The 25,282-nt window shown below is 34.5% G+C and carries 28 protein-coding genes; 3 read left to right on the top strand and 25 right to left on the bottom strand.

Going from position 1 to position 25,282, the window contains the following annotated elements; genetic code table 11:
* Positions 1–270: 270 nt before the first annotated feature.
* From BKP45_RS13370 to BKP45_RS13305, 14 genes are all read right to left on the bottom strand, one after another.
* Positions 271–2,046, bottom strand: a complete 1,776-nt coding sequence (locus BKP45_RS13370) for an SLC13 family permease (RefSeq protein ID WP_071390198.1) — start codon at positions 2,044–2,046, stop codon at positions 271–273.
* Positions 2,047–2,986: 940 nt separating this feature from the next.
* The gene (locus BKP45_RS13360; RefSeq protein WP_071390196.1) at positions 2,987–3,487 is read right to left on the bottom strand and encodes a YkyB family protein; all 501 of its coding nucleotides are present in this window, start codon (positions 3,485–3,487) and stop codon (positions 2,987–2,989) included.
* A gap of 240 nt (positions 3,488–3,727) precedes the next feature.
* Positions 3,728–4,060, bottom strand: coding sequence for a hypothetical protein (locus BKP45_RS13355; protein WP_071309130.1), 333 nt, complete (start codon positions 4,058–4,060; stop codon positions 3,728–3,730).
* A 614-nt stretch (positions 4,061–4,674) separates the two neighbouring features.
* A complete protein-coding gene (locus tag BKP45_RS13350) occupies positions 4,675–5,076 on the bottom strand; it encodes a GNAT family N-acetyltransferase (protein WP_071390195.1) in 402 nt (133 codons plus the stop codon).
* A gap of 183 nt (positions 5,077–5,259) precedes the next feature.
* Positions 5,260–5,433 carry a hypothetical protein gene (locus BKP45_RS22140; protein WP_211272974.1) on the bottom strand — a complete coding sequence of 58 codons (174 nt, stop codon included), beginning with the start codon at positions 5,431–5,433 and terminating at the stop codon, positions 5,260–5,262.
* 494 nt (positions 5,434–5,927) lie between these two features.
* Positions 5,928–6,704: an ABC transporter permease gene (locus BKP45_RS13345; RefSeq protein WP_071390194.1), complete on the bottom strand. Its 777-nt coding sequence runs from the start codon at positions 6,702–6,704 to the stop codon at positions 5,928–5,930.
* The gene (locus BKP45_RS13340; RefSeq protein ID WP_071390193.1) at positions 6,701–7,594 is read right to left on the bottom strand and encodes an ABC transporter ATP-binding protein; all 894 of its coding nucleotides are present in this window, start codon (positions 7,592–7,594) and stop codon (positions 6,701–6,703) included. Before BKP45_RS13340 ends, BKP45_RS13345 begins: the two co-directional genes overlap by 4 nt.
* 11 nt (positions 7,595–7,605) lie before the next feature.
* Complete coding sequence (locus BKP45_RS13335) at positions 7,606–7,806, bottom strand: PLD nuclease N-terminal domain-containing protein (protein ID WP_071309126.1); 201 nt, start codon at positions 7,804–7,806, stop codon at positions 7,606–7,608.
* Between the two features lie 2 nt (positions 7,807–7,808).
* A complete protein-coding gene (locus tag BKP45_RS13330) occupies positions 7,809–8,018 on the bottom strand; it encodes a transcriptional regulator (RefSeq protein ID WP_071390192.1) in 210 nt (69 codons plus the stop codon).
* Positions 8,015–8,341 (bottom strand): YxlC family protein, encoded by a 327-nt coding sequence (locus BKP45_RS13325; RefSeq protein WP_071390191.1) that lies wholly within the window; start codon positions 8,339–8,341, stop codon positions 8,015–8,017. The genes BKP45_RS13330 and BKP45_RS13325 overlap by 4 nt, the downstream gene beginning before the upstream one ends.
* Positions 8,325–8,870 carry an RNA polymerase sigma factor SigY gene (gene sigY, locus BKP45_RS13320; RefSeq protein ID WP_071390190.1) on the bottom strand — a complete coding sequence of 182 codons (546 nt, stop codon included), beginning with the start codon at positions 8,868–8,870 and terminating at the stop codon, positions 8,325–8,327. Before sigY ends, BKP45_RS13325 begins: the two co-directional genes overlap by 17 nt.
* A gap of 202 nt (positions 8,871–9,072) precedes the next feature.
* Entirely contained in the window at positions 9,073–9,279 is a 207-nt protein-coding gene (locus BKP45_RS13315) for a zinc ribbon domain-containing protein (protein WP_071390189.1), read from the bottom strand.
* A 264-nt stretch (positions 9,280–9,543) separates the two neighbouring features.
* Complete coding sequence (locus tag BKP45_RS13310; RefSeq protein WP_071390188.1) at positions 9,544–10,410, bottom strand: DUF6920 family protein; 867 nt, start codon at positions 10,408–10,410, stop codon at positions 9,544–9,546.
* 15 nt (positions 10,411–10,425) lie between these two features.
* Complete coding sequence (locus BKP45_RS13305; protein WP_071390187.1) at positions 10,426–10,917, bottom strand: flavodoxin domain-containing protein; 492 nt, start codon at positions 10,915–10,917, stop codon at positions 10,426–10,428.
* Positions 10,918–11,292: 375 nt separating this feature from the next.
* Between BKP45_RS13305 and BKP45_RS13300 the strand changes: the two genes are divergently transcribed.
* Positions 11,293–11,568, top strand: coding sequence for a hypothetical protein (locus BKP45_RS13300; RefSeq protein ID WP_071390186.1), 276 nt, complete (start codon positions 11,293–11,295; stop codon positions 11,566–11,568).
* Between the two features lie 123 nt (positions 11,569–11,691).
* Here BKP45_RS13300 and BKP45_RS13295 read toward each other — a convergent pair whose 3' ends face one another.
* Genes BKP45_RS13295 through BKP45_RS13285 form a run of 3 tightly spaced genes read right to left on the bottom strand, consistent with a single transcriptional unit; the run spans position 11,692 to position 15,321 of the window.
* Complete coding sequence (locus BKP45_RS13295; RefSeq protein WP_071390185.1) at positions 11,692–12,165, bottom strand: (2Fe-2S)-binding protein; 474 nt, start codon at positions 12,163–12,165, stop codon at positions 11,692–11,694.
* Positions 12,152–13,000: an FAD binding domain-containing protein gene (locus tag BKP45_RS13290; RefSeq protein ID WP_071390184.1), complete on the bottom strand. Its 849-nt coding sequence runs from the start codon at positions 12,998–13,000 to the stop codon at positions 12,152–12,154. Before BKP45_RS13290 ends, BKP45_RS13295 begins: the two co-directional genes overlap by 14 nt.
* Positions 12,997–15,321 (bottom strand): xanthine dehydrogenase family protein molybdopterin-binding subunit, encoded by a 2,325-nt coding sequence (locus BKP45_RS13285; RefSeq protein WP_139193830.1) that lies wholly within the window; start codon positions 15,319–15,321, stop codon positions 12,997–12,999. The genes BKP45_RS13290 and BKP45_RS13285 overlap by 4 nt, the downstream gene beginning before the upstream one ends.
* Positions 15,322–15,532: 211 nt before the next feature.
* Here BKP45_RS13285 and BKP45_RS13280 point away from each other — a divergent pair, with 211 nt between their 5' ends.
* Positions 15,533–16,456, top strand: a complete 924-nt coding sequence (locus tag BKP45_RS13280; RefSeq protein WP_071390183.1) for a YIEGIA family protein — start codon at positions 15,533–15,535, stop codon at positions 16,454–16,456.
* Positions 16,456–16,656: a capping complex subunit for YIEGIA gene (locus BKP45_RS13275; RefSeq protein WP_071390182.1), complete on the top strand. Its 201-nt coding sequence runs from the start codon at positions 16,456–16,458 to the stop codon at positions 16,654–16,656. Before BKP45_RS13280 ends, BKP45_RS13275 begins: the two co-directional genes overlap by 1 nt.
* 259 nt (positions 16,657–16,915) lie before the next feature.
* On the opposite strand, the gene panF is transcribed toward BKP45_RS13275, so the two are convergent.
* The 8 genes from panF to BKP45_RS13235 form a co-directional block, all read right to left on the bottom strand.
* Positions 16,916–18,361, bottom strand: a complete 1,446-nt coding sequence (gene panF / locus BKP45_RS13270) for a sodium/pantothenate symporter (RefSeq protein ID WP_071390181.1) — start codon at positions 18,359–18,361, stop codon at positions 16,916–16,918.
* On the bottom strand, positions 18,358–18,642 hold the full coding sequence (locus tag BKP45_RS13265; protein ID WP_071390180.1) for a YhdT family protein: 285 nt from the start codon (positions 18,640–18,642) through the stop codon (positions 18,358–18,360). The genes panF and BKP45_RS13265 overlap by 4 nt, the downstream gene beginning before the upstream one ends.
* A 375-nt stretch (positions 18,643–19,017) precedes the next feature.
* Entirely contained in the window at positions 19,018–20,676 is a 1,659-nt protein-coding gene (hcp, locus tag BKP45_RS13260; RefSeq protein WP_071390179.1) for a hydroxylamine reductase, read from the bottom strand.
* Between the two features lie 417 nt (positions 20,677–21,093).
* Positions 21,094–21,900, bottom strand: a complete 807-nt coding sequence (locus BKP45_RS13255) for a hypothetical protein (RefSeq protein WP_071390178.1) — start codon at positions 21,898–21,900, stop codon at positions 21,094–21,096.
* A 102-nt stretch (positions 21,901–22,002) separates the two neighbouring features.
* A complete protein-coding gene (locus BKP45_RS13250) occupies positions 22,003–22,452 on the bottom strand; it encodes a MarR family winged helix-turn-helix transcriptional regulator (protein ID WP_169824115.1) in 450 nt (149 codons plus the stop codon).
* Between the two features lie 304 nt (positions 22,453–22,756).
* Entirely contained in the window at positions 22,757–23,062 is a 306-nt protein-coding gene (locus BKP45_RS13245; protein ID WP_456061768.1) for a GIY-YIG nuclease family protein, read from the bottom strand.
* A 170-nt stretch (positions 23,063–23,232) separates the two neighbouring features.
* Complete coding sequence (locus BKP45_RS13240; RefSeq protein ID WP_071390175.1) at positions 23,233–23,913, bottom strand: YdeI/OmpD-associated family protein; 681 nt, start codon at positions 23,911–23,913, stop codon at positions 23,233–23,235.
* Between the two features lie 218 nt (positions 23,914–24,131).
* Entirely contained in the window at positions 24,132–24,890 is a 759-nt protein-coding gene (locus BKP45_RS13235; RefSeq protein ID WP_071390174.1) for a carbon-nitrogen hydrolase family protein, read from the bottom strand.
* Positions 24,891–25,282: the final 392 nt, after the last annotated feature.

The following is a 25,282-nucleotide window of genomic DNA, read 5'->3' as shown; positions in this document are numbered from 1 at the left end:
TATATTATAAATATATTCCTCTTAATATTCAAATGTTCATTTGAATATTAAATAAAAAAAAATCTTCCTTAAGGAAACTTTTGATTCGTGTTTTAGGCAGTCATTTTAAGTATTACAGTTGGTAATCAATATATTTCTATTTGCATTCAACGCCATTAAGATGATTAATAAACGTAGAATTTCTATAACTTGAATTTATAGATCTTTCTCACCTGATTTTCAAATTAAAAAAGCATTACTCTTGACTACATGAGCAATGCTTTTATACCTTCAAATAACCCATACAAAATATACAATAACGACAGTTACAATTAGGTACATAATATTTAAAGGAATCCCTATTTTCAAATAATCCGAAAATCTATAGCCACCCGGTCCGTAAACAATTAAATTACATTGATACCCAATAGGCGTAGCAAAACTAGCTGACGCAGCAATCGCTATTGCTACAAAGAATGCCATAGGGTCTACAGACAATTGATTAGCAATGGCAAGTGAAATAGGAACCATTAAGACTGCAGCAGCATTATTTGTAATAATTTCGGTAAATATCGTAGTTAGTAAGTAAACAACAATAATTGCACCAATAATACCTGCACCCTTACTAATTTTAATAAAATAACTTGCAATTAACGAAGCTGCACCAGTCTGCTCAAGGGCGATACCGACACCAATTGCACAAGCAATTAAAAGTAAAACATCAAATTGAATATATTTTCTAGCACCTACAAATGTGATGGTTTTTGTTAAAAATAGTACAATTACAGCTAAAAGTGCAGACTTAAACATAGGCAAAATATTAAATGCAGCTAATAAAATCATTGATAGTAAGGTTACCATGGCAATAATCGATTTTCTTGGGTCGATCACGTCTGCCTCTTTTATTGGGGAAATCAAATAAAAATCTCTTGAACTAGACCATCTATTTTCAAAGTCTTTGTTCGTTAATAGTAATAATGTATCTCCTGGCTTTAAATTGATATCCCCTACTTTATTGTTAATTCTTTCATCATTTCGGTGAACCGCTACTACACCCGCGCCATATTTACTACGAAACTTAGTTTCTTTTACTGTTTTTTGTACTAAAGAAGATTGATGCGAAACGACTGCCTCAACAAGTTTCGCACTACCGTTCTGCAAATCTTCTAATTTCAAGTTTGTTCCTGTTGAAACTCTTAAGCCTTTAATATTCTGCAAGTCTACAATGGTGGATAATACACCTGTAAAAATTAATTTATCATTTTCATTTAGCTTTATATAAGAAGGAACTGAGGCAATGCGTTCGCCTCTCCTCATAAGTTCAATTAAATAAAGTCCATTAAGGTTTCTAAGTCCTGCAGCTTCAATTGTTTTTCCGATTAAAGGAGAATTAGGTTCAACATAAGCTTCAGCAAGATATTCGCGTGAACTTTCCTCAAAAGATTGTTTTGATGTTTTACGTTCTGGCAATAACTTATATCCAATTATAGTCATATATATAATACCGATGAAACCCGCTGGTAAAGCTACAATCGCAAGTTGAAACATTGAAAATCCATCAAGACCTTGTTCTAACATAAACCCATGTATTACTAGATTTGTAGATGTTCCAATTAACGTCAGCGTACCACCAAAAATAGTAGCATAGGAAAGTGGAATGAGAAATTTAGATGGAGGTATATTTTTCTCAATACACCACTTTCGAACAACGGGAGTAAACATAACTACAATCGGTGTATTGTTCAAAAAAGCAGATAACCCTGCCATCGGAAACATCATTTGCAGAAGAGATCTTCTCGGGCTTCGTCCAGAACCTAATGAACTAGAAATAATTTGATTTAAAACACCACTTTGTTTCACAGCACCAGCTACGATAAAAAGAAGTGCAACCGTCAGCATTCCTTCATTAGAAAATCCTCTCAATGCATCAGCTGGTGTTAAAACTCCACTAATAATAAGTGCAGCCAATGCAAAAAAGACAATAAAATCAGGTCTAGCTATTTCTTTTATTAAACATACAAGCATACCTAGTACAACAAATAGTACAAAAGCTATTTCAAAAGTCATATTACTCTCCCCAAATCTTATGTTTTCTAAATTCGTATAATTCGTATCAACTTACTATGAATTAAGTGCAAAAAAAGACACACAACGTAGTTAACGAAGTATGTGCCTTTGGTATTTCCAATCAGCTATGTAATTATTCTTATAATATTCCAGTAATTCCGATCTGTCAACTCGAATTTGATGTGTTTGTAATTTAATATCTACTATGTATGTAGACGCTAAAGTCTTTATTTAAATTTCACATAATTCAACAAGTCTTTAACGGTTTCATAATAATAAGAATTTAGTCTTGTTTTAAAGTTAATTGGATACTTAATACTTTTGGGTAGAAAAAAAAGAAAAGGTCCTTTTAAAAGTCTCTTAGTTAACGGTACATTAAATTTAAAAATATAAAACAATAGAGAGAATATCGATAGCACCCAAGTAAGAAACGGTCTTTTGTTGAATAAATAACTATAAGTGTACATTTTAAAATATATTAGACCTGACCAATAAATGTTCCACCCGTACTTAAATTTAATCAACTTTTGTTTGAGTAAAAATAGCTCAATAAAAAAAGAACCGATTCCCCATTTTAAAATATATACGATCTGCTTTGAAAGTGTTTTAGGCAGTTTACATAAAAAGAGTAGAACCAATAAAGGAGTAGCAATAAATATATGAAGCCCTCTCAACAATTTCCAATTTATGCCCTTATTCGTATATTCAAATACTAGATGTCTTTTGCAAAGATAATAATAAAATGAATTCCAAAAGCTAACAAAAATTAAACTTTTATAATATTTCGGCACTACTTTCCAAGTTTTAAATAAAAAATTCATTAAAACAATAAAAAGTATTATACTTATTTGCTTTTTTCTCATATTCTTCTCCCATAACTTATTCTTATGGTAAATATTATCCCCACTACCTTACAAAAAAATGTAAAAAGTATTAAAAATCAACGTTTTCGTGATCGGGAACTACCATCAAGAAAAGAAGAAATGAAAACATTTTTATTTAGTGCTGGTTTAGTTGGTTTTTGTACCTTTACTTTTTGAGGCTTCGCACCAATAAATTGCAACAGAATTTTTTTTGCTGTATTAAGAGACATCGAGCTTTTGGGGTTATGGAGATCTTGAGGGCATACTACTCCTTTATGTTTTAATGTTATATAATCTTCTTTTTCAGGTATCATATGAAAAAAATGGGGATTTCCTTTTGTTTTAATTCCAACTTTAACAAGCACCACTGTACTTTGTTTTGCTTTTCCAGGTTGAGTACTATACTCAAGCCACAACTTTTTGGCATGTCCAATATTAATAAGTTTTTGCAGCGTATTATTCTTAATCTCATACAGATCACGCTTAACAATCGCTGTTTTGGCATGGCGGTTTACAGAGTACAGGGCATGTTGGATCGACTCAATATCCAAATTCATACTAGAATTTGAGTTTTTCACAATATCACCCTTTCATACATATAGTTCTTCTTATTATACAGTGTTTCTAGTGATTATGTACACTTTAATTATTTTTTGGAAGTAATTTTCAAAGCGCTAGTACACTAAAGTTTGTTGAGATAAGAAGAGCCATTCAGCCTGCACTACTCGCTACACTTCTTAAAGCTGGAGGTTTTCTTGCGAATTTTTGATAAAAAAGAAAAATTACTACAATTGAATGTCTTTATGGTAACTGAAACCTCAGCTTTCTTTTTCTTTTATCTTTTCGCGGATACTTTCTAGTTCTTTTAAAGACAGTTCACTTAAAGATTTTTTTATTTCTTCTTCGATTTGTTTTCGATTTTTTTCCCGATATTGTTCCCACCATTCTCGTAAACCTTCCGTATTTTTCAGAAGATATTCTATATCAATTTCGTCTACTTCATCATCTGACAGATAATTTAACACAGCTGCTAACATGTTATTTAGTTTAATGATTTCATCTTTGTTATTTTCTTTATCGTTCACAACAGAACCATTTGTTTCCTTATCTTTTTCACCTAACTTGTTAATTTGAATAGCTTTTCTTGGCATAATTTTCCATACTCCTTAATTAGATCTTTTTATAGTATTATCATAAAAAAAGGAATGCTTTATACGAAATTAAGGAGTTTAATTTATGGTTGTATGAGTTTTCGAGGTATTTTGAATTCGTAAATATAATGTACTTAACATTTTCAAATACAAAAAAACGCAACTCCTGTAGAAGAGTGCGTTGTAAAATAAATATTTTGACTTATTATTCTTAATCATTAACACATGATTTTAATAATTCAGGTGTTTTCATATTTCCTCCTTGTGCCAGTGTAAATGCTGTAAATGTAAACAAGAAGCACAGATTCGTGTGCTTTTTAACTCATAAAATGTATATGAGATTTTGGTAGCAATTTTTGGACAGAGGTTCCGCTATTTTTTAATTTTTCGCCAATTTGTAATTTATTCGGACACCAGATCCGTTAATCGATAAAAATCTGACGAAAATCTTATTCAAATGTACAAATAAAGGATCCTGGGTCCTATAAATCAAATAATTAAGTCTTTTTTTCAAAATAGAGGACCTGTAGTCCGTGATATTCTATATTACTAGTAATCTTCAACGCAACTAATTAAAGTTGTTACACTTTTTGATCGACAACCTTTAGTTTTATCTATATTTTATTCCATTCCTCTTTTAAAACTCCATAAACAACATGATCTACATAACGGTCATATAGCCATTCAGCTTGTCTGATCGTGCCTTCATTTACAAAATTTAACCTTTCTGGAATTGTTCTGCTTTTTTTATTTCCTACCGCTGCTCGAATTTCAACCTTATTTAGTTTTAAATCGTGAAGAGCATAGTCAGTCAACGCTTTGGCTACCTTGGTCATAATTCCATTTCCCTGAAATCCTTCCCCAAGCCAATAACCTATATAGGCTGTTCGATTTGCCCAATTAATATTGTTGTAACCCGCTACTCCAACAATTTCTCCTTTAAACAATATAACAGTGTTTAAACTTTTGTTTTCGGAAAAACCTTTTAACGATATTTTGATAAAGCTGAACTTCAATCAGTGGGGGTTTTCCTTCATCCCCCACTGATTGTTAGTTCAACTTATACCACGGGCATAAGAATAACTAATCATCAGCTTTCACTGATGAAAGTTATTCTATATCGGACCTTTAGGGGCAGTTTATCCCCCACCTAAACTTCTCGATTTTCTTAAGTTTTGAGGTGGGGGTCTTACTTGCCCCTAAAGAGTGGGATAAACTCGATTGTATCTTCTTACTTTTGTTGTTGTATCTAACCAAGGAAGCCAATCTCTTAAATATCCTCTTGAACAATTCGTTAATTTAAATAAACTCTCAGCATCTTTTACTTCTATTAACTTCAAAGCTAAGTCTTCATCAATATTATGTACAAACATAATAGCCTCTAAATCATATTTTAGTAGGGAAGTTCTTCATCCTCATTAATTAGTACTTTAAGCACAGCTAATCACTTTTCAAAGCTTGCAACATTCTAAATTTTTTGGTAAGGACTTCCTCTGAAAGAGAACCCGTTCTAGCTTCGCTAGAACATCGGAAATTCAGATGGAGTCTCAACTCCACCTGAATTGAAGTTCCCACCTACGCTACGCTTAGAGGTGGGGGTCTATGACCCTTAAGTTCAAATCAGTTTGATTAATCAACTATAATAATTTTAGAAATTTCCCCATCTTTTTAAAAAGCACTTTACCACTTTTAATGAAAAGCGCCTTCGTCATTCTGCTTCAATTGATTTACCTGAAAATTATACTATATCAAACCTTTAGGCGCAGTTAATTCCCCACCTAAACTTCGATTTTCTTTAATTTTAAGGTAGGCTTTCTGCTCTTTAAGAGTGTAGCAAAAGAAAAACATTAAAGATGTCCCTCACTCATTAAAAACTCTCAAACTTTTTAAACGTAAACACAGCTAATCCAAAGCACAATGCTGAAATCAGCAATGTGCTACTTACTACAAGCCAAGTGGAACTTTCCCACGCTCCTTCCAATAAAATAATTGAAGCTTCGGCTCGAAGGTTGGCAGGACTCCACTCCATAAATCTTGGCAACAATGAGGTAAGAACGCTTAGTGTCCCTAAAAGAAAAATACTCACTCCAGCTATACCGCCATTGTTTCGCATTAATGTTCCTACTAATATTGTTACAGCGACAACCAAAACTACCCATAGACTATAAACAAACAAGCTGTTTACCATTAATGTCCATGATATATGATTAAAAAGTAAATTCGTATAATACCAAGATAAAACGTAACTAGCTGTTATTGATACGAGTAAAATACAGAGCTGTGCGATAAATTTACTACCGATATATTGAAGTGCACTTACAGGTCTTGCCATTACAAGGGTTAAGGAACCATTTTGTCGCTCTTGAGAAATCACTCCCATTACAGCTAAGACGAATAATAATGTTCCGATCGACCCGTATTGGGACATTATACCAATTAACACTTCTTCCCCTGTTGGTGTTGGAAAATTAATGATCGCTCCATCTGGGAGATTGCCTGCAACTTCGAGAATTTGAGGCATGTAATAGATAGATAGCGGTTGTGAAATACCAATGACCATCAAAACAATCGGTAGCCAGATACATTTACCATTACTTAAGCTTTCTTTCATTTCTTTTTTTAATAAAACTAGAAAATTTTTCATCGCTTCATCACCTTCATATATGCGTCTTCCAATGAGTCTTTCACCGTTTCAAAATGGACGATTGTGAGATTTTGACTAATCAAATGTTGCAATAACACATTGTTTTTTGCAACATCGTGCATTGTAAATTTAACAGTCGTTAAATCAAGATATTCAATATTTTCAATAAAATCCAATTTTTCTAATACACCTTTGATCGCCTCATCTGTTTGAAGCTTTATTGCTAACGAATCAAACTCTATTTTCAGAGAATCGAGAGTACCATTCCATTTTAGACTTCCGTCTTTTAACATTAAGATTTCCTCACAAACTTGTTCGGCATCATGTAAAATATGCGTTGAGAAAATAATCGTCATCTGGTTTTTAAGTTGATCGATAAGGTGAAGAACATCCCTTCTTCCGGTTGGGTCAAGTGCTGAAACCGGTTCATCTAAAATAAGTAATTCTGGCTCATGTAACAATGCTTGTGCTAACCCCAACCTTTGCTTCATTCCACCGGAAAAACCACCTATTTTCTTGTTTTTCACTTCTGTTAAGCTGACAAATTCGAGTATTTCCTCTATACGTTTAGTCAACTGTTTTTTCGGTACATGTGAGAGATCTCCTACAAACTGTAGAAATTCCTTTGGGGTCATCCAGTTAAAAAATGAAGGATGCTGCGGCAAAAATCCAATCAAAGTTCGATAATCCTTCTCTTGGCAACCTTCAAATTCAATCTTTCCTGATGTCGGCGCGAGTAAGCCAGCTAACATTTGTAACGTCGTTGTTTTCCCCGCACCATTAGGGCCAAGTAAAGCAATACACCGACCCTTTTCAATGGAAAAAGTAATCTGTTTGACTGCAGTATGTTCCTTATAATTCTTTGTTAAATCTTTAATGGTTACTAGCATACTTTCCTCCCCTATCCATTTTTTCGGCCAAGTAAAAAGTATAAAATTGGACCTATTAAATTTACAAAAATAATAATTAATACCCACATCAATTTTGGCCCATTCGTTTCCTCTTGTTTTGCGCAACTCACTAACGCAAATACCATTAATATGAGTTGTAAAACTATCAACGGCGTTACAAGTGCCCAGTTAATATCATTTAAAAGTTCCATGTTCATCTCTCCTTGTTTTGTTTTCTTTTATGTGGCAAAATCACAAAAATGAAATAAAACAATAACGGTAATGGGAATTGAATTAATCCCCAAAGCCCCCAAAACCATGCAAAACCTCTTTTCTTCTTCGCATCTATAAATAAAAGGGTACTTTGTAGTAGTAAAATCAAAATAATTAACGGAAATAGGACGTATAACTCAAATGTTGTCATTTAGAGAACATCCCTTCTTGTTTGCTTCTTTTCAAAAGTACAAAAAGAACGAGAGGTGCAAAGAAAATTGACCCAATTTGTATTGCGATAAAAAGAACAGGAGATTGAACGAAACTCATAATAATGGCACTTAAAATACAGACAGCTGTGAACAAAAAGAGTGTAAGTTCTTTATAAAACTTCTTTGCTTGCTTAGCTTCATGAACTTTAAGTTGATTTTTTATTTCTAATACAGAAATAGAGGAATTTCCCCCTAATTTATCCACCTGTTCCCAGTCATGTTTCAACTTTAGGATTTTCTCTTGATCATCTCTTCTTTTCATCATCCCACTCCTTTCGTATCTGTTTTAGGCCATTATGGACTCTAGATTTTACTGTTCCAGTTTTTATACCAATCATCACTCCGATCTCGTCATACGTATACCCATAATAATGATGTAGTAGGATTGGCACTCTCACATCAGCATCTAATTGATTGAAATCAGTAAACACATCGCTCCATTCCATCCCTTTCATATCCGCTTGCCAAGAAAGTTGACGTGACAACGTTCGCTTTAGCTGTTCGATCCATTTCCTCTCACGTTTCTTTTTTCGGATCAGATCAATATATAGCCTAGTAGCGATCGAAACCATCCAAGTCGAGAACTTCCCATCCCCATTGAACGATGCAAGATTTGTATAACACTTCAACATCGTTTCCTGAGCAAGATCCCTACTCACTTCTTCATCAAGTGTCAACTTTAAAAGATATTTATAAAGAAACGAAAAATACCGTTGAAAGAGATGAGCAAACGCATCGTCATCTCCAGTCATTGCTTTTTGAATGATGACCACGTCATCCTCATGTTCCATATGCTTCCCCTTTCTATTGGTGATCAGTTATATGACGAACGAGAATAATCAATCGTTCATTTTTTATATTACTTTTTTAAAAAATTAAATAAAATACCTTAGGAGAATGTAGGGAATGATAATTTCATCGATAGTAATCTCTACATAAATGTAAAAAAAGCATTACCTCCTAAAAAAGAAGTAGCGCTCTTTTTACGTTTCTTTATCTTCCAAAAAAGAAATCTATTACATTAGAAGCCGTCGAGGTTTGCTTATTATAAAACTCAGAGTACCCACAATTTTTACAATATACAACAAGAAACTTATTATGCTGAATATCAAACATTTTTGAAAGTCCTGTTCCTGTTGTCGCAATTTCCTTCGTTCCAACCTCTGTTCCACCACATTTGATACAACCACGCTTTTCCATGTTCATCTCCCCTAGTTTTAGTTTCATGTATTAATATGTATTACTTCATGTGATTTACCTTTTTTTCTCTTTCATACACTGTTAGTGAGTTCGTATTGTACGTATTCGCGACAATTTTCCTCTTCACACACACTTCCTGTAAGTATCATACGCTTTTGTACCGCTTTTCCTCTACTCACTCACTATTTTACTAACATAAAAGGAAATAATTGCGAATTGGTTTGTAACAAGGCGAATAAGAACCAATGTATTCTTAACTCCCATTTAATTCATCTTAAACCGAGTAGCCCTATTAAATTCTAATTCTTTTAATTCAAGTGAGTACCAAGTGTAATCTCCAGAATCTAGTTTCCAAGTAATTTCCGCCTTAAATGGAACTTTAAATCCGTTCACGAATTGATGGTCATGCATTTTTATCGACCAAGGTTGCATCATAAACTTTCCGTCAAATTCACCATATCGATCAGCAACAAAATGAATGGGATTTCCATCATCATCAAAAGTAAAAACCCCTGTGGCCGATACACCTTCGAAATCAATCGTTGCTTTGGAAGATTGCTGGTCAATTTCTTCCCAAGTAATGTATTCTGCTAGAGCTGCAGTAGGAACCCAAACTATTTCTGCTAAATACCGTACGAGTGAACCTTGATCAATTTCATAACCTGTTGCATCAGCAATGGTAAGTAGCGATTGAAACTTGATCAGCATTTGCCCTTTTCCGTGATGGTACTTATCCTTACCAACGATATGGATAAAGGGAGCGATTTTAAACTTTGCTTTCCAAAGAAACCCCGGTTCATTGACTGTAAAGTATTGATCTGCTTCAAGAGGCAGCCAATTATCGGTGGTTTTGTCTAAACGCACAAGAGCAGTTTGTTTCGAACGAGCAGTATGAATAGATTCAGAATCAATGGCACCTGCTTTTTTCAACCAGTTTTTTACTGGTGTCGGCAAATGTTCGATATCTTCCAAACGAATCGTTTTCATTGCTACTTCTTTTTGTGCATTTAAAAATTCATCAATCTCTTTATTCACTTGTTGGCGAAAAACATAATTTCCAACGAACGATACCATTAGTAGAATAAAAACAATGACTAAGATACAAATTAACCCCATTTTTAAAAATCTCATAAAATCGACCCCAATTTACACAAGACTTAAATTATCGTTAAATGCATTCGCAAATTTTTTAATTTCTTGTTGGCTCAAAGTAGAAATATTTGATGCTTTCTGATCTACTACTTTTACAATAAATTTTTCCAAAAAATTCATTTTTGCAAAGTCAAATTCACCACCAAAAATTCCAGTAGCAACTGCATTTTTTCGCAATTGTTCGGGGTAGGCCATTTCAAATTGTAGCTTTGCTTTCTCCCCGTCGTACATACAACAAATGAACAACCCTAGCTTTTTTGACTGTAACTCTTCTTGATTAATATTAATAAATTTTTTCATCTTACCTTGAACCATCCCTGCATGAATCGAGCTGCCTAAAATGACAGAATCATAGGTAGATAGATGAATAGATTTTTCCTTTTTTAGATTAATAAGAGTTACATCACTGTGCAACTCGTTCATTAAAATATTTGCTGCTTTTTCTGTTGTCCCTCGCGAAGTAGCGTAAATGATTGCCGTTTTCATACTCTCTCCTCCTACATTTAAGTTATTATCTTTGTTCCTATTTGAGACGACTAAAGGTCTTAATCTAAAAGTCAACACAAAGATGGGACACAGCGGAATAACTACTACTCTCGCCATGAACTTCTCATAAAAGATTATCATTATTCATTCTTTACAATATGTAATATATTACATATAGTGCGCAATCGGCCTATTATTTTATGACAATTCAGTGAATATATGTGAACAGGATGACATGGCAGATGTCGCACAATAGTACGCAACTCTAATTGTTTTCTTTTCACTTTCTCTTAATTTTATTTTTATGTTGTATACTTCAAAATGATAATGGGATGATATTAAGTGTTAACAAAAACTTTGTAGGAGGGCTACAGTATGCAACAAAACCAACAAGCTCAACAAGCAGCTCAGCAAGCTCAACAAATAATTCAACAAGCTCAGCAATCTATTCAACAAGCTACCCAACAAAACAACCCCTTAGCTATTCAGCAGACTCAACAACAGCTACAACAAGCTACTGAAATGATTCAACAAGCTCAAAGTAGCGCTATACCAGCTCAACAACAGCAATTTCAACAAGTCCAACAAGAATTACAACAAGCTTCTCAAGTACTGCAGCAAGCTCAACAACAGCAAAATCAACAACAATAATAAAGGTGAACTTCAAATCAGTGGGGGTTTTCCTTCATCCCACTGATTGTTAGTTTCACTTATACGACGGACATAACAATCACTAATCATCAGCTTTCACCTTCCAATTATTCAAAAAAATATTCAATTACCATTTGAGGCCGTAGGTTTAAATAAAACTGATTTTATCGCTTCTTCAATTTCTTGGTAGCCAGTACAACGACATATATTAGATTCTAACCAATCTTTTATTACTGTTTCGTCTGCATTTGGGTGCTTTTTCATTAATGTATGACAGTTCATAATAAAACCTGGTGTGCAATAGCCACATTGGAAGGCAAACTTTTCAATAAACTCCATCTGAATAGGGGCGTTTTTTAACCCCTCAACAGTCGTAACTTTTTTATCTATAGCTTCAACCGCCAACATCAAACATGACTTCATTGGATGCCCGTCAACATCAATCGTACAAGCACCACAATCACCATTTAAACATCCAGGTTTCGCACCAGTTAGTCCTAGCTTTTCTCGCAGGACATACAATAATGTGTCTGCATACCGTATATACACCATGCGTTCTTCACCATTTATATTTAATGTCACTTCAGCTTTGTCCATTTCCTACTCCTTCCAATGCATCCAAAACATCGTATAACGTATTTCTTAAAACAAATTGACGATATTCTGAAGAACCATGTACATCATCAAGAATTGGTGCTGGTATAGAATGAATAGCTTCTTCAATTCTTGATTCTTTAGATAATTTTCTGTTATTTAAACTATCTTCTACATTTTTATTTCGAAATGGAAAAGAGCATAATCCACTAAAGGCAACTTCGATCCGATCTTGCCTTTTAATAGCGGCAGTCGTTATTAGTGGATAACCGACATCCCATTGTCTACGCTTTTTCACACTTCGAAAAGGTAGTGCAATTTCACTTTGTTCTGTTATTACTTGAACAAGAAACTCTCCTTTTTCTAACTGTAACGTCTTATCGAATACTTTATTAATTTGTTGTTCTTTTAAACCATCTTTACTCGCAATAACAACTTTACTATTTGTTAATAAAAGCGGTAATACGGTTTCTCTATACCTAATGTTTGCACATATATTACCGCCTAATGTTATTTTATTTCGGGCTGTTTGATCGGCAATCTCTACAATTGTTTTACTTAAAAAAGGAAATAACTGCATTTCTCTTATTTTTGTTAAAGATTGCGCTGCTCCTATCGTTAGCAAGTGTTCATCATTTTTTACTATGAGACAATCAGGGATAGCTTTTATATCAATAACCGCACCCGTTACAATTTTATTTTCTCTACCAAATGTAATAATTTCTGTACCGCCTGAAAAATAAACGGGCTTCTTCCCTTGTTCATCAAGCGTATGGAATAGGTCAATAGCTTCTTCTATCGATATAGGTTTGTGATATTCAAAATCATAGGAAATCATTTCTTACACCGCCTTTTTTCCTTCCAAATTAATTCTGGAGTTAGTGGCAGTTTATTTAAGTCAACACCAGCTGCAATTGATAAACTATTAGCTAAGGCTGCTGGCATTCCAATCAACCCGTGTTCACCTATACCACGAGCACCATAAGGGCCATCCATATGAGGCGTTTCCAATAAATGAACGATATATTTCGGATGATCTCCATACCGAAATGGAACATATGTGCGAAGTCGGTTGTTTAGCACCTTTCCTTCATCATCGAACACAAATGTTTCACTGCTACCAAAATTTAATCCCATAGCCATGGCACCCATTACTTGCCCTTTTGCAGCTTTGTTATTTAACACTTTTCCTACATCAATTACTGAATATGCGCTCAATACTTTATAAGTAAAATCTCTCGTATCAAATTCAACCTCTACACCTTGGGCCCCCACCGTATATTCAGGTCCAGGTTTGCCAGTCCCGGTTTCATGATCAAGATGAGTTAAATGTCGCAACATATAATTACCTCTACCAATAACCTGTTTACCAATCGCATATCCACTAGGGTATTTATATCCATGGCAAACGTCTTTCAAATGGACAAAAGTATCTGGCTCATCTCTCACGTAAACTTTATCTCCACCTACCTCAAGGTCATCAGGTGCACACATTAACACTCGTGAAGCAATATCCTTTAATTGTTCAACAGCATCTTCGGCAGCTTTTAGTAAAGCTCTGCCAGCCATCAAAGTACCTCTACTTGCGACTGTTTTCCAATGTTCAGGAGTTGATTGTGTATCTACTTCCATTTTCACAAAAATCTTATTAATATCCATTTTGAGCTTCTCTGCAAGTAATTGTGCGAGGATCGTTTTTGTTCCTGTTCCAATCTCAACAATGCCTGAAATTATATTAACACTACCATCTCGATTAAAAGTAATTGTGACACCTGAACTCGCATCAGAATCTATTGTAGATGTTTTCCAAAAACAACTGATTCCCTTTGCTCTAATTTTTCGCTCATCGACTTTTACAATTTGTCCTTCTTTCCAATTCATCAATTGTTGTAATCGATCTATACATTCTGGTAAATTCCCAATCGTACTCTGATTTAGCCTGATTTGCGTAGGTGTTATATGTCCTGGCAAAAATGCATTTTTTTTCCTTAACACGAATGGATCAATATTTAATTTTTGTGCTAACATATCAAGTGCTCGTTCGAAAGCAAATAAAATTTCAGAATGACTAAAACCCCTATAAGCGGTTGCATATGGATGGTTTGTATAAACACAAAGAGAATCGCACCAAATATTTTCGATTTGATAAGGGCCAGTGCAAGTAACGGCAGCTGCTCGACTGATTGTTACACCTTTGTCAGAGTATGCACCACTATCAAACATATACAAAATTTCTGCAACAGTTAACTTTCCATCTCCTGTCGCTCCAAGTTTTATATTTGCATCTAATCCGATATGTACAGGAGAAGTAATCATATCTTCTTCTCTTGAATTTAACAGTTTAACAGGCCTTCCCCCAACAGCAAGTGTGGCCATATAGGCTATTAGTTCAAGTTGAATCGCTACTTTCCCACCATACCCACCACCTACTAATGGTGTATTAACAATAATTTTCCCTTCCTCTAGATTGAAATAATTACTTACTAACTTTTTTATCATATAAGGTGATTGAGTAGCAGAGGAAAATACAACAAAACCATCTGAACGTATTTCTGCTGTCACGCATCTAGTTTCCATTGCAATATGGTCTGAAGGAGAAAAGGAAAAGTTAGCCTCAATCTGAACATCACTTTCATCCCAACCTTTTTCTACATTCCCCTTTCGAATTTTTATTCGATCTGCAATATTCGAATTTGGTTCTGGATAAACATGTTCAATCTTTACATAATTTTCTAAATTCTCATGTACTAATGGAGCATCGTTAAGAAGCGCGTCAGTTGGTGAGTTTATAACTGGTAACGGTTCATATGTCACCTTTACTAAGTCTGCAGCCTTTTTTGCTTGTACCGGAGTATCTGCTACTATTGCCGCAACAGGTTCCCCATGATAACGGACTCGATCATAGGCAATTGGTGGACGATCTTTAATTTCTTCTCCTGTAAGAGGCTGTGGTTGTCCAATAATGATGGCTCTTACTCCAATCACTTCTCGAGCCTTTGATATATCAATTCCTTTTATTTTTGCATGTGCATATGAACTCACAACCAATTTCACATGTAACATATTAGTAGATGAATAATCATCGGTATATTTCGCTGTTCCAGTTACTTTTTCAAAAGAATCTTTTCGATAAATGCTCTTTCCTACACTCCAACTCATCAAATAACACCACCTTTAAAACAAAATCCAATTTTCTATGTAGTTGTACATTGGTTTATTATTCCTTTACTTTTCTTATTCATTCGCCCCTTACTAGAAAATGCCAACTCAGATTAAAATTTTGTTATTGCATAGAAATTCCTAAAAAACATAACCTAATAATCGATTTTCTTTTATTTATAAACCAATTCTTAATTAGGAGCTTTATATGATGCCAAATAACAATGACGTTATATCACCAGAAATTTTAGTTATTATCATTACAGCAACCGTTATCGGAACAATTGCACGTATCATTTCGATTAAACTAGATTATCGGCAGTATCCGAACTATCCTAATGGTTACTTAATACATATTGTTACAGGAGCACTAGCAGCAGGAATCGGAGCGTTCATTATTCCCGCTTTAATGGAAAAAGAATTCACAGCTGTTACATTTCTCGCCTTAGCTATTCAACATTTTAGAGAAGTTCGTAAAATTGAAAGAGAAAGCTTAATGGACCTTGAAGGAGAAGAGTTTACGAAACGAGGAAATGCATATATTGACGGGATCTCAAAAATATTTGAAGCAAGAAACTATATCGTATTTCTTGTTTCCTTTTCAACTGCGCTAACTATCCAATTAATTCAACACTTTTTAGAGGTTGATTTCTGGATCCAAGTAGCCTCAGGCTCCATCGTAGGTTTTATTATCTATTATCTCCTAAAACGTTTTACATCAAGACAAAAAGTAAGAGATATTGCTACTGTAACGGAAGGGAAAATGGAAATTAAAGGATCTGATTTGTATGTCAATGGAAATTTCGTTTCTCATCTAATGGGTAGAGAGGAAGCCAAAGACTGGTTTTTAAATGATGGTATCGCTGCTGTTATCAAACCAAATGAAGAACACTATTTAATTCCTTTGCTAAATGGTGGGCAAAGGCAAGCAATTATATTTGAGGTAACTAGAAGACTAGGACAAAAGAAATTATATAGTGTTCAGGACCCTGGAAAAGGAACCATTGTTATCGCAGTAGTACCAATTATTAAAAACTTTGACTTGCTAAAAGAAACGATTTTACTTACTCCAATATTAGAAACTGTTAAGAAAAATCCTGAATTATTAAATACAACACTGGGGGCGAATAAATAATGGGACAATCAGCTGGAAGGATCCAAGGGATTCTCGCATTTATCACAACTGATAAAGATAGGTATCTAGGTGGGGCCCCTCTCTCGATATTAGCAAGGGATAAAGATGAAGTAGTTGAATTTTCCGAAGCAATTGCTGAAGCTTTTTTAGCAGATATTCTTGAACTTAAAAGCGGGGACTATTTGATTATTAAAAAATAACACCATTTTCATTGGCAATCATCATCACTTTTTTATAATTAATGGATCCGTGCGCCCGTCAAGTAATAAAGGATGTTACATACAAATTTTGTAACATCCTTTTTATTATAATTTATTTTGAGCAGCTCATTGATTAAATACAAACAACCTAAAAATTATATTTTCAAATATTTGGTGATAAGCCTACCTTTTGTTTTGTCAGTAATCACTTATTAATGATAAATTGACATCATTTTTATTCCTAGTGTGCTGCTAATACCTAAGCCGACAGCTGTTCCTCTCTACTTTGTTTTGTTAGCAAACTAAAACCTACAAAGGCTAACAATGAAAAGACAATCGGAAAAACCACGGTATGAACGCCAAATAAATTTGGATAATATGTATGGATTAATATATAGGAACTAATTCCAACAACCATTGAAGCAATGGCACCATATTTATTTCCTCTTTGCCAATAAAGACCCATTATCACTGGCCAGATAAATGTTGCTTGCAGGCCACCAAACGCGAATAAATTTAGCCAAATTAATAAGTTAGGTGGACTTAGTGCCATGATAAATACGAGTACACCTAATACTGCTGTGACACCAAAACTTACTCGTTTTACTTCCTTTATTGAGGCTTGGGGTTTGATATAGTTCATATAAACATCTTTCACAACTGTCGAACTAACAAGTAATAACAATGAGTCCACTGTTGACATGATTGCTGCCATTGGAGCAGCTAAAACTATTCCCGCAACCCAAGGTGGGAGTACTTCCATCGCAATCAATGGCATAACCGTGTCCCCTACTTCAATTCCTGGTAGAACTGCTCTTGCAAACACACCTGTTAGATGCATGCCAAGCATAATAAAGCCTACGACAATCGTACCGATAATTAATGCTCGGTGCATGGCCTTCGAATTTTTATAAGACATTGCCCGAACGGTTACTTGTGGTAAAGCAACAACTCCGACGCCGACTAAAATCCAAAAAGACGAAACATAAGCTGGTGATAAACCACCATCATGTCCAAACGGCGTTACAAGATTAGGATTTTCAGCCACTAAAGTAGCCATGATATTCGGAATTCCGCCACCTGCGACAATTGTACCGATTAGAATAATTAACGTTCCGACAAACATGACAATCCCTTGAAGTAAGTCCGTAACAGCAACTGCTCTAAATCCACCAATAATAACATAAAGTAAAACTGCAATCGCAAAAATGAACAAAGCTGATGAGTAAGTTAATCCTGTTAGTGATGAAATTAATCTTGCTCCGCCAACCCATTGTGCAGCCATAGCTGAAAATAGGAAAATGATAATACTAAAGGCTGACACTAATACGAGCCATTTGCTGTTATCATATCTTTTTCGTAAAAAATCAATTAAAGTTATCGCTTTATATTTTCTTGCATAAATAGCAAATTTCTTTCCAAGTATCATCAAAACAAAATACCCTGTCGCCACTTGAATCATAGCAAGTAAAACCCACCCTAAACCTTGTGTATAAGCAGCCCCAGGCCCACCAATAAAACTACTTGCACTTCCATATGTTGCAATCATCGTCATTGCTAGTATGAACCCACCCAACTCACGACTACCTAAAAAGTACTCTTGTAAAAAATTATTCGTCTTCTTTAAATGAAATGAAGACCAAAATCCAATCCCAAATATGATAACTAAGAAAATAATTAATGGAATAATAACCGACCAATTCATTCAGTATCCTCCGCTTCGGTCTCAAAATCTACATCAACAAAAAACTTCTTTACAATGACGATAACTAAAAAGATCATCACAATTAAGCCAACTACGCAGCTATAAAAAAACCATGCAGGTAATCCAAAAATATACGTGTATTCTTCTACTGGAGTAGAACCTAGTCCATATGCAAAACCAAACCACCAAATAAAATTAAAAATAACTAGTCCAACACCAATCAAAGCTTCACGATGGGCAATTTTAAACCTAGGATCATTTTTTTTATCAAATTGAGTCATTTTCCATCTCCTTTCGTTTTAATAAACAAATTTTCAATGACAAAACATCAATAACTTTCAAAAATTTTATTATAAACGAAAAATGATATTATTCCTATCATTTCCATTTATTTAAATATTATGGTGTAAATTGCGGCAAAAAACTCAGTACAATACGTAGTATTAGTAAATTATGAAAAGAGAAAAAATACGATAAACGTTCATTTTATCAAATGGAAAATTGGAAATTCCTATGAATATCTGCCTCTAAACACGAAGGACAATACCACGTAAATTTTACGTAATCGGTAACATTCTAACCTTGATATTTAGAAGCTCATAATAAACGAAAACCCCAATTCCATCATAAAAAGGAATTGGGGTTTTTCGTTTATTTTATGCTTTAGCCATGAACGCATCCATGTCTTCTTCTACAGTAGTAATACCACTAATTCCGAAGTTCTCCACTAAAACTTTCGCTACGTTTGGAGATAAGAACGCTGGTAGTGTTGGCCCTAATTTAATATCTTTCACACCTAGGTATAATAGAGCTAATAAAACGATTACGGCTTTTTGTTCATACCAAGCTAGGTTATATTCAATCGGTAATTCGTTAATGTCGTTTAATTCAAAGATTTCTTTTAATTTCATTGCTACAACAGCTAATGAATACGAATCGTTACATTGTCCAGCATCAAGAACACGTGGGATACCACCGATGTCACCTAAAGGTAGTTTGTTGTAACGGTACTTCGCACAGCCAGCCGTTAAAATCACAGTATCTTGTGGTAGAGTTTGTGCAAATTCTGAATAGTAGTCACGTGACTTCATTCGTCCGTCACAACCTGCCATTACAAAGAATTTCTTGATTGCTCCAGTTTTAACTGCATCTACAACTTTATCAGCTAATTGTGTTACTTGGTTATGAGCAAATCCACCAACAATTGTCCCTTCTTCAATTGTAGTTGGTGCAGGTAATTTCTTCGCATGTTCAATGATTTCAGAGAAATCTTTCGTTTTACCATCTTCACGATCTGAAATGTGCTTAAATCCAGGATAAGCTACTGAACCAGTCGTATAAACTCGATCTTTATAGCTTCCTTTTGGCGGCACGATACAGTTTGTCGTAAAGAGAATTGGTCCATTAAAGCTTTCAAATTCTTCTTTTTGTTTCCACCAAGCGTTTCCATAGTTTCCATAGAAATGCTCATATTTTTTGAACGCTGGATAATAGTTTGCTGGAAGCATTTCAGAGTGAGTGTAAACGTCGACTCCTGTTCCTTCTGTTTGTTGAAGTAATTCCTCAAAATCTTTCAAGTCATGACCACTTACGAGAATAGCAGGATTGTTACGTGTATCAATTTTTACTTCTGTCATTTCTGGGTGACCGAAGCTAGATGTGTTCGCTTTATCTAATAATGCCATTACATCGACACCGTATTTCCCTGTTTCCATTACTAAGCTAACTAGTTCGTCAGCAGTTAACGAATCGTCTTCAGTAGCAAGTAATGCTTTTTCGATAAAGTCATAAATTTCATTGCCTTCATGTCCTAGGTTTAATGCATGTTTAGCGTAAGCTGCCATTCCTTTTAAACCAAATAAAATTAATGAACGTAAGCTACGTACATCTTCATTTTCAGTAGCCAAAATACCGACTTGCTTTTCCTCAGATTTTCTTTCAAAATCTGCAAACGAACCATCCCATGTTGCATAGTCAGGGTATTCTTTGTCTTTTAAAACACCTTTATCTACTAATTCTTGTTTGATTGAATCGCGTACTTCTAGTGCTTTTTCTATGCGATTCGCAACCGAACTATCTTCAAAGTTAGCATTTGTGATCGTCGTGAATAGTCCATCTAAAATTATTCGATCTGTTTTTAATTGATTAATCCCCGCAATACGAGCTTGTTGATTAAATTCTGCAACACCCTTCAATGTATAAATTAATAAATCTTGAAGATTTGCAACCTCACTTGTTTTTCCACAAACCCCAGCCGCTAAATTACAGCCAGTATTTTTTAAAGCTTCTTGACATTGATGACAAAACATACTCATTAATAAAAGTCCCCCTTGCTAAAACTTGTTTGCTTTCTTTTGCTAAGAATAGAATATCAGTTAGGAGAAATTTATGAGGTGACCTTTGTCACAAGTTCAAGAAAAAAATAATTAATTTTAGATCGGATTAGGAAGCTGCCACTCTCTTCATTCACTTAGTACTATCTAAGAGCTTTATAAAATAAGCGGACATACATTCCTCTATTTACCGAAAATATTGAATTATAGTGGTGCTTACGGACACCAGATCAGTTATTTGATCAAAATTATCAAACTTCAGCTAACTAAAACCAGAATAAAGGATCCTGTGTCCGAAAAAGTGCAAAATTAAAGTACTTTCGCAAAATAACGGAACGAGAGTCCTCTCAATACACTTTTATATTTTTAGCAACCTTTTAAGAAGAAACCTAACACATATTATTTTTTTAACGATCGAAGCAATCCTACCATGGCTGCAGATGATCCAACGAAGAAGAAGCCCCAAAGTGGGATAAAGTCAATGGCTCCTTCAACTCCTGACGTGTGCTGAGAAATTGAACTCCATAACAAAATCACATTATAAATAACAGTCTTCATGTGTACCATCAACGAAACGATTAGTCCAGAAACACGATACTTCCACAATAAAACGGCACCAAATATAAACCAAGGCACAACAAACGTTAAATCTAGTGCAGCTACAAGATGATTTGTCGCCTCAAGTTGTTCCATTAACGCTGGAGTAGTTCCTGTTACTACAAAGCTTAGCCACTGTCCAACCCAGCCTATACATAGGAACAAAGCAGTGACAACCATATAAATACTAATGACTCTCGCAACTTTAATAGATGGTACGTCTTCTTTTCTGAGTAAGGTGAACAATGTCAAAGCTCCAGTTAATAGACCAAATAACCCAAGAACAAACACAACAACATAACCTAAGAACACTGCGTTGAAAGCAGCACCAAATAAATAAAAAGAATAATTATAGACGGTATACATCATTAATCCTACAAGTAATCCGAAACCATGTTTTGAACCTTTCTTCCCTAGAAAAATTGCAATCGCAAAAAGTGGTACCGCTAGTAAAAGAGTGACCCAGTCGTTCATCCACCAACCTTCTACTATTAACAAATTAGTATCTTGATAAAGTTCCTCCCACAATAAACCTATTAAACTAAGTGTTGCACTTAAAAGCATAATAGCTATTCCAATTCTCAGAAAAACTCTCGAAATATTTTTCATCTTATCACCCTTTCTTTATTGAAAATACATAATATATTACCTTTTTAATCAAATTCTTATTCGGGTCAAAAGGTCTCCAAAGGCAACAAAAAAGAGCGGGGTTCACTCTTGCCAATTTTCGAGAGACTGAAATAGTTTATTGAAGACAGCGACTATCGTTTTGATCTCCTCATCGGTTACATGTTCAAACAATTTTTCAATAAAATGATCTCCATCTTGTTCGCGTTTGTTCCAGTAATTCCGACTTAATTCAGTCAGTTGAAGGCGAAGAATGCGACCATCTTTTTCGTCTTTGATAAACGTTAAGAAGTTTTTTTCTTCGAGTTTTTTGGCTATTTGCTTCACATTCTGGTGAGATGTTCCCATAAGGTTTGCCACTTCAGTTAGTGTTGGAGGCCGATCTTTAAATTGAAGAATCATAACGGTTAAAAACCACTGCCGAAGTGTCATCCCATCATCTTCAAGCATTTGGTCTCCTTTTACTTGAAGCTTGTTTGCTAATATAAATAATGCTCCAAATATATATTTTTGTTCATCTATTGTTTCACGCACTTTCATCACCTCTATATATGTAATATATTACATAATTGTTTTTTTGCAAGCTTATTTTTAGTCATTTTAATGAATTTCATAAACAAACGTAGCGAAATAAACCTGAGCTATTTACATTTAACTCCCCTTTCCATTTCAGGCTTCTTCACAGGACAGTACATGTAATCTCAATCAAATGATTTGTTCTTAAGGGTCATAGACCCCCACCTCTAAGCGTAGCGTAGGTGGGAACTTCCATTCTGGAGTTGAGACTCCATCTGAATTTTCGATGTTCTAGCGAAGCTAGAACGAGTTCTCTTTCGTATTACATAGTTTCACTATAAAACAAANGAGATCTACACTTGCAATCAGAGGAACCGAAGCCTCGTACAGGTATACTTCCCTTATTTTCTATCATTAATCGATGAAAAAGCTGACATTCCCCTTCCTCTCCAGAAAAAGTTTCGACCTCTACTACTTGAAGAAAAGGTCGTAAATAATCAAAATGCCAGCGTTGCTTTTTTTCTTTTTTCAAATGTCTTTCTATTCTAGACTGTATATTTCTTTTGGCACTTCCAACGTAAACATATATTCCTTTTTGAAAAGAAAAATTACCTAGCTTTCCTATCATAATCTCTGAGTGCTCTTCGGTCATCACCGTCTTTATCGCATATAGGTTATCACTCGAATTATAGTTTACCGGTTTCATCATAAAACTTACCCTTTCTAATTTTCACTATACTAAGGGGAGGCTCCTACTAGTACCACTCCTTACCATTAAAACATAACTGAACAACTTCTTTACAAGTCATAATGCACACGTTTTTTTAAAGTGATCACCTTCTGCCGATACAAATCGATCGATTTATAGCCTTGCGATAACACATTAATCATTTGATGAATTCGCTTTTCTCTTGTCTTCTCTTGTTTTGCAGAGAAAATCTGACGTGCCCAATCTTTCTTGTAACCCGGCGTTAAGCTTTGATAAAATTTTAGCTCCTCAGGATAGTCCACTAACAGGATCTCGACATCCTCAACCTTGTCCTCATAATCAGCAATACATTGACTTGGGGTTGATGATTTTAGTTCCTTCTTTTTTTCACGCTTTAATCCAACAACAGTGAAAACATCATCCATACTTACCATCCGTGAAAATTTCACATCGCTATTACCCACATACCCATCTTCTCCAACACCCATTTTCGGAAAAATTTCATCTCTATGTACAAATGTATGATAGCGTTTGTTACCTTTTTTTGGATAAGCAAAAAAGACGTAGCCTTTCTCAAGTAAAAGCTGATTATTAATGATATGTTGTGCATGCGTAACCATTTCCTCAACCGTTTCAACAAAAAAGAAAATAGCATCATGATCTTTAGAAAGTATAGTCGCGTGGTCAGTAAATACTTGGTAATCGTTTGGTTGATTAATGACTGCCATATTCGTAAACGTATCAAGTTTTAATTTATTTATAATTGTCATGATATTCTCCGTAGTTTTTTATTCATAATATCATTTTATGGTTGATGTCACCAAGTAGTTTGCATAAACCTGAACTAATCATCAGTTTCTCTGATGAAAGTTATTCTATATCGGCCCCTTAAGAGTGGGATAAAGGTTTATCTCTAAATAATTTTAATAAAATAACTGAATATGATATTCATAAAATGAATTTTTATTTGAAAAATTACCTATGTTTCTTATAAAGCAAGAACTTCAAATTTAGAATTCATGACATCCATCTTATCCAAATTCCAGTCAAACATTAAAAGAGCCGAATAAGAAGATTTATGTGAGAGAAGTCGCTCACCATTCTTGATTACGCTACTTTCTGCATCCCAAAAAACCACTGTCTTATCCTCTCCTGTGCGGTTGCAAACAAATATAGGCAACCCGGTCTCAATAGATCTTTCTTCCCACTCTCCTTCTGGTCCGTGTAAACCTGGTCCCCAAGATGAGGGAGCTACTAAAATTTCTGCGCCTTTCTTCGCTAATGTACTAGCTATGGTCTTCGGATAGGCATCTGCACATATTAATACACCAACTTTTATATACCCTAAATCTATTGCTTCAACACTTTCACCTGGTGAAGACCAATGATCTACTCTTGTAATCTTCTTTTGTTTTCCTAGTAACCTACCTTTTTTATCAATGACAAATACTGAATTATGTAACTTCCCTTCAGCTGACCTTTCTGCACAGCCAAGAAATACAGTTGTATTATTCGATTTTACAAAGTTCGAAAATTTAACCATCCATTCATTTGGTTGATGCTCAATCCAATTTTCTCCGATAATATTGGTGAACTGCAAACCACTAGTTGCTAATTCGGGTGTTATTATCAAATCAGCACCTTTTCTTGCTGCTTCCTTAACCGCTTTTTCAATAAGACTTTGATTATGTTTAAGATCACCGGCAACTAGTAACAAATGTAATAAGGCAACTTTTATCTTTCTCATAAATGTATGTACTCCTTTATTAGTATTTCACCTTTATCTTACAACGATCATAACATAATATTCAAATTATAAGGGGCTGGGACAAAACCACCTCTTAGATGAAAAAAGCCGGTGAAATTTTACGACGAGTAAAATTTCACCGGCTTTGATTATTTTTAATAAAAATAAGGACCACTTCTGATAAAATAAAGTTACCATACCAAATTTCAACAGAAAGAAGGGTCCTTATGTTTAAAGATTATAACATGAACCAATTAGTTTTGCCTTTAGATTTAGAAGTAAAATTACAAAAAAATGATATGTTTAAAGATTATAACATGAACCAATTAGTTTTGCCTTTAGATTTAGAAGTAAAATTACAAAAAAATGATATTGCCTTCCATGTCCACCAT

The sequence above is a fragment of the Anaerobacillus alkalidiazotrophicus genome (assembly GCF_001866055.1).
The sequence above is the reverse complement of the archived record's forward strand: the minus strand, read 5'-3'. Positions and strand labels throughout refer to the sequence as shown.

What these genes read in the sequence shown, in the direction of transcription:
- BKP45_RS13275 (WP_071390182.1), top strand. Translation starts at nt 16,456, where the DNA reads ATGGGACAATCAGCTGGAAGGATCCAAGGGATTCTCGCATTTATCACA.
- BKP45_RS13305 (WP_071390187.1), bottom strand. Translation starts at nt 10,917, where the DNA reads ATGAAAACGGCAATCATTTACGCTACTTCGCGAGGGACAACAGAAAAA.
- BKP45_RS13285 (WP_139193830.1), bottom strand. Translation starts at nt 15,321, where the DNA reads ATGAGTTGGAGTGTAGGAAAGAGCATTTATCGAAAAGATTCTTTTGAA.
- hcp (WP_071390179.1), bottom strand. Translation starts at nt 20,676, where the DNA reads ATGAGTATGTTTTGTCATCAATGTCAAGAAGCTTTAAAAAATACTGGC.
- BKP45_RS13290 (WP_071390184.1), bottom strand. Translation starts at nt 13,000, where the DNA reads ATGATTTCCTATGATTTTGAATATCACAAACCTATATCGATAGAAGAA.
- BKP45_RS13280 (WP_071390183.1), top strand. Translation starts at nt 15,533, where the DNA reads ATGCCAAATAACAATGACGTTATATCACCAGAAATTTTAGTTATTATC.
- BKP45_RS13240 (WP_071390175.1), bottom strand. Translation starts at nt 23,913, where the DNA reads ATGACAATTATAAATAAATTAAAACTTGATACGTTTACGAATATGGCA.
- BKP45_RS13330 (WP_071390192.1), bottom strand. Translation starts at nt 8,018, where the DNA reads ATGACAACATTTGAGTTATACGTCCTATTTCCGTTAATTATTTTGATT.
- BKP45_RS13255 (WP_071390178.1), bottom strand. Translation starts at nt 21,900, where the DNA reads ATGAAAAATATTTCGAGAGTTTTTCTGAGAATTGGAATAGCTATTATG.
- BKP45_RS13355 (WP_071309130.1), bottom strand. Translation starts at nt 4,060, where the DNA reads ATGCCAAGAAAAGCTATTCAAATTAACAAGTTAGGTGAAAAAGATAAG.
- panF (WP_071390181.1), bottom strand. Translation starts at nt 18,361, where the DNA reads ATGAATTGGTCGGTTATTATTCCATTAATTATTTTCTTAGTTATCATA.
- BKP45_RS13235 (WP_071390174.1), bottom strand. Translation starts at nt 24,890, where the DNA reads ATGAGAAAGATAAAAGTTGCCTTATTACATTTGTTACTAGTTGCCGGT.
- BKP45_RS13295 (WP_071390185.1), bottom strand. Translation starts at nt 12,165, where the DNA reads ATGGACAAAGCTGAAGTGACATTAAATATAAATGGTGAAGAACGCATG.
- BKP45_RS13300 (WP_071390186.1), top strand. Translation starts at nt 11,293, where the DNA reads ATGCAACAAAACCAACAAGCTCAACAAGCAGCTCAGCAAGCTCAACAA.
- BKP45_RS22140 (WP_211272974.1), bottom strand. Translation starts at nt 5,433, where the DNA reads ATGTTTGTACATAATATTGATGAAGACTTAGCTTTGAAGTTAATAGAA.
- BKP45_RS13325 (WP_071390191.1), bottom strand. Translation starts at nt 8,341, where the DNA reads ATGAAAAGAAGAGATGATCAAGAGAAAATCCTAAAGTTGAAACATGAC.
- BKP45_RS13315 (WP_071390189.1), bottom strand. Translation starts at nt 9,279, where the DNA reads ATGGAAAAGCGTGGTTGTATCAAATGTGGTGGAACAGAGGTTGGAACG.
- BKP45_RS13265 (WP_071390180.1), bottom strand. Translation starts at nt 18,642, where the DNA reads ATGACTCAATTTGATAAAAAAAATGATCCTAGGTTTAAAATTGCCCAT.
- BKP45_RS13345 (WP_071390194.1), bottom strand. Translation starts at nt 6,704, where the DNA reads ATGAAAAATTTTCTAGTTTTATTAAAAAAAGAAATGAAAGAAAGCTTA.
- sigY (WP_071390190.1), bottom strand. Translation starts at nt 8,870, where the DNA reads ATGGAACATGAGGATGACGTGGTCATCATTCAAAAAGCAATGACTGGA.
- BKP45_RS13340 (WP_071390193.1), bottom strand. Translation starts at nt 7,594, where the DNA reads ATGCTAGTAACCATTAAAGATTTAACAAAGAATTATAAGGAACATACT.
- BKP45_RS13310 (WP_071390188.1), bottom strand. Translation starts at nt 10,410, where the DNA reads ATGAGATTTTTAAAAATGGGGTTAATTTGTATCTTAGTCATTGTTTTT.
- BKP45_RS13335 (WP_071309126.1), bottom strand. Translation starts at nt 7,806, where the DNA reads ATGGAACTTTTAAATGATATTAACTGGGCACTTGTAACGCCGTTGATA.
- BKP45_RS13370 (WP_071390198.1), bottom strand. Translation starts at nt 2,046, where the DNA reads ATGACTTTTGAAATAGCTTTTGTACTATTTGTTGTACTAGGTATGCTT.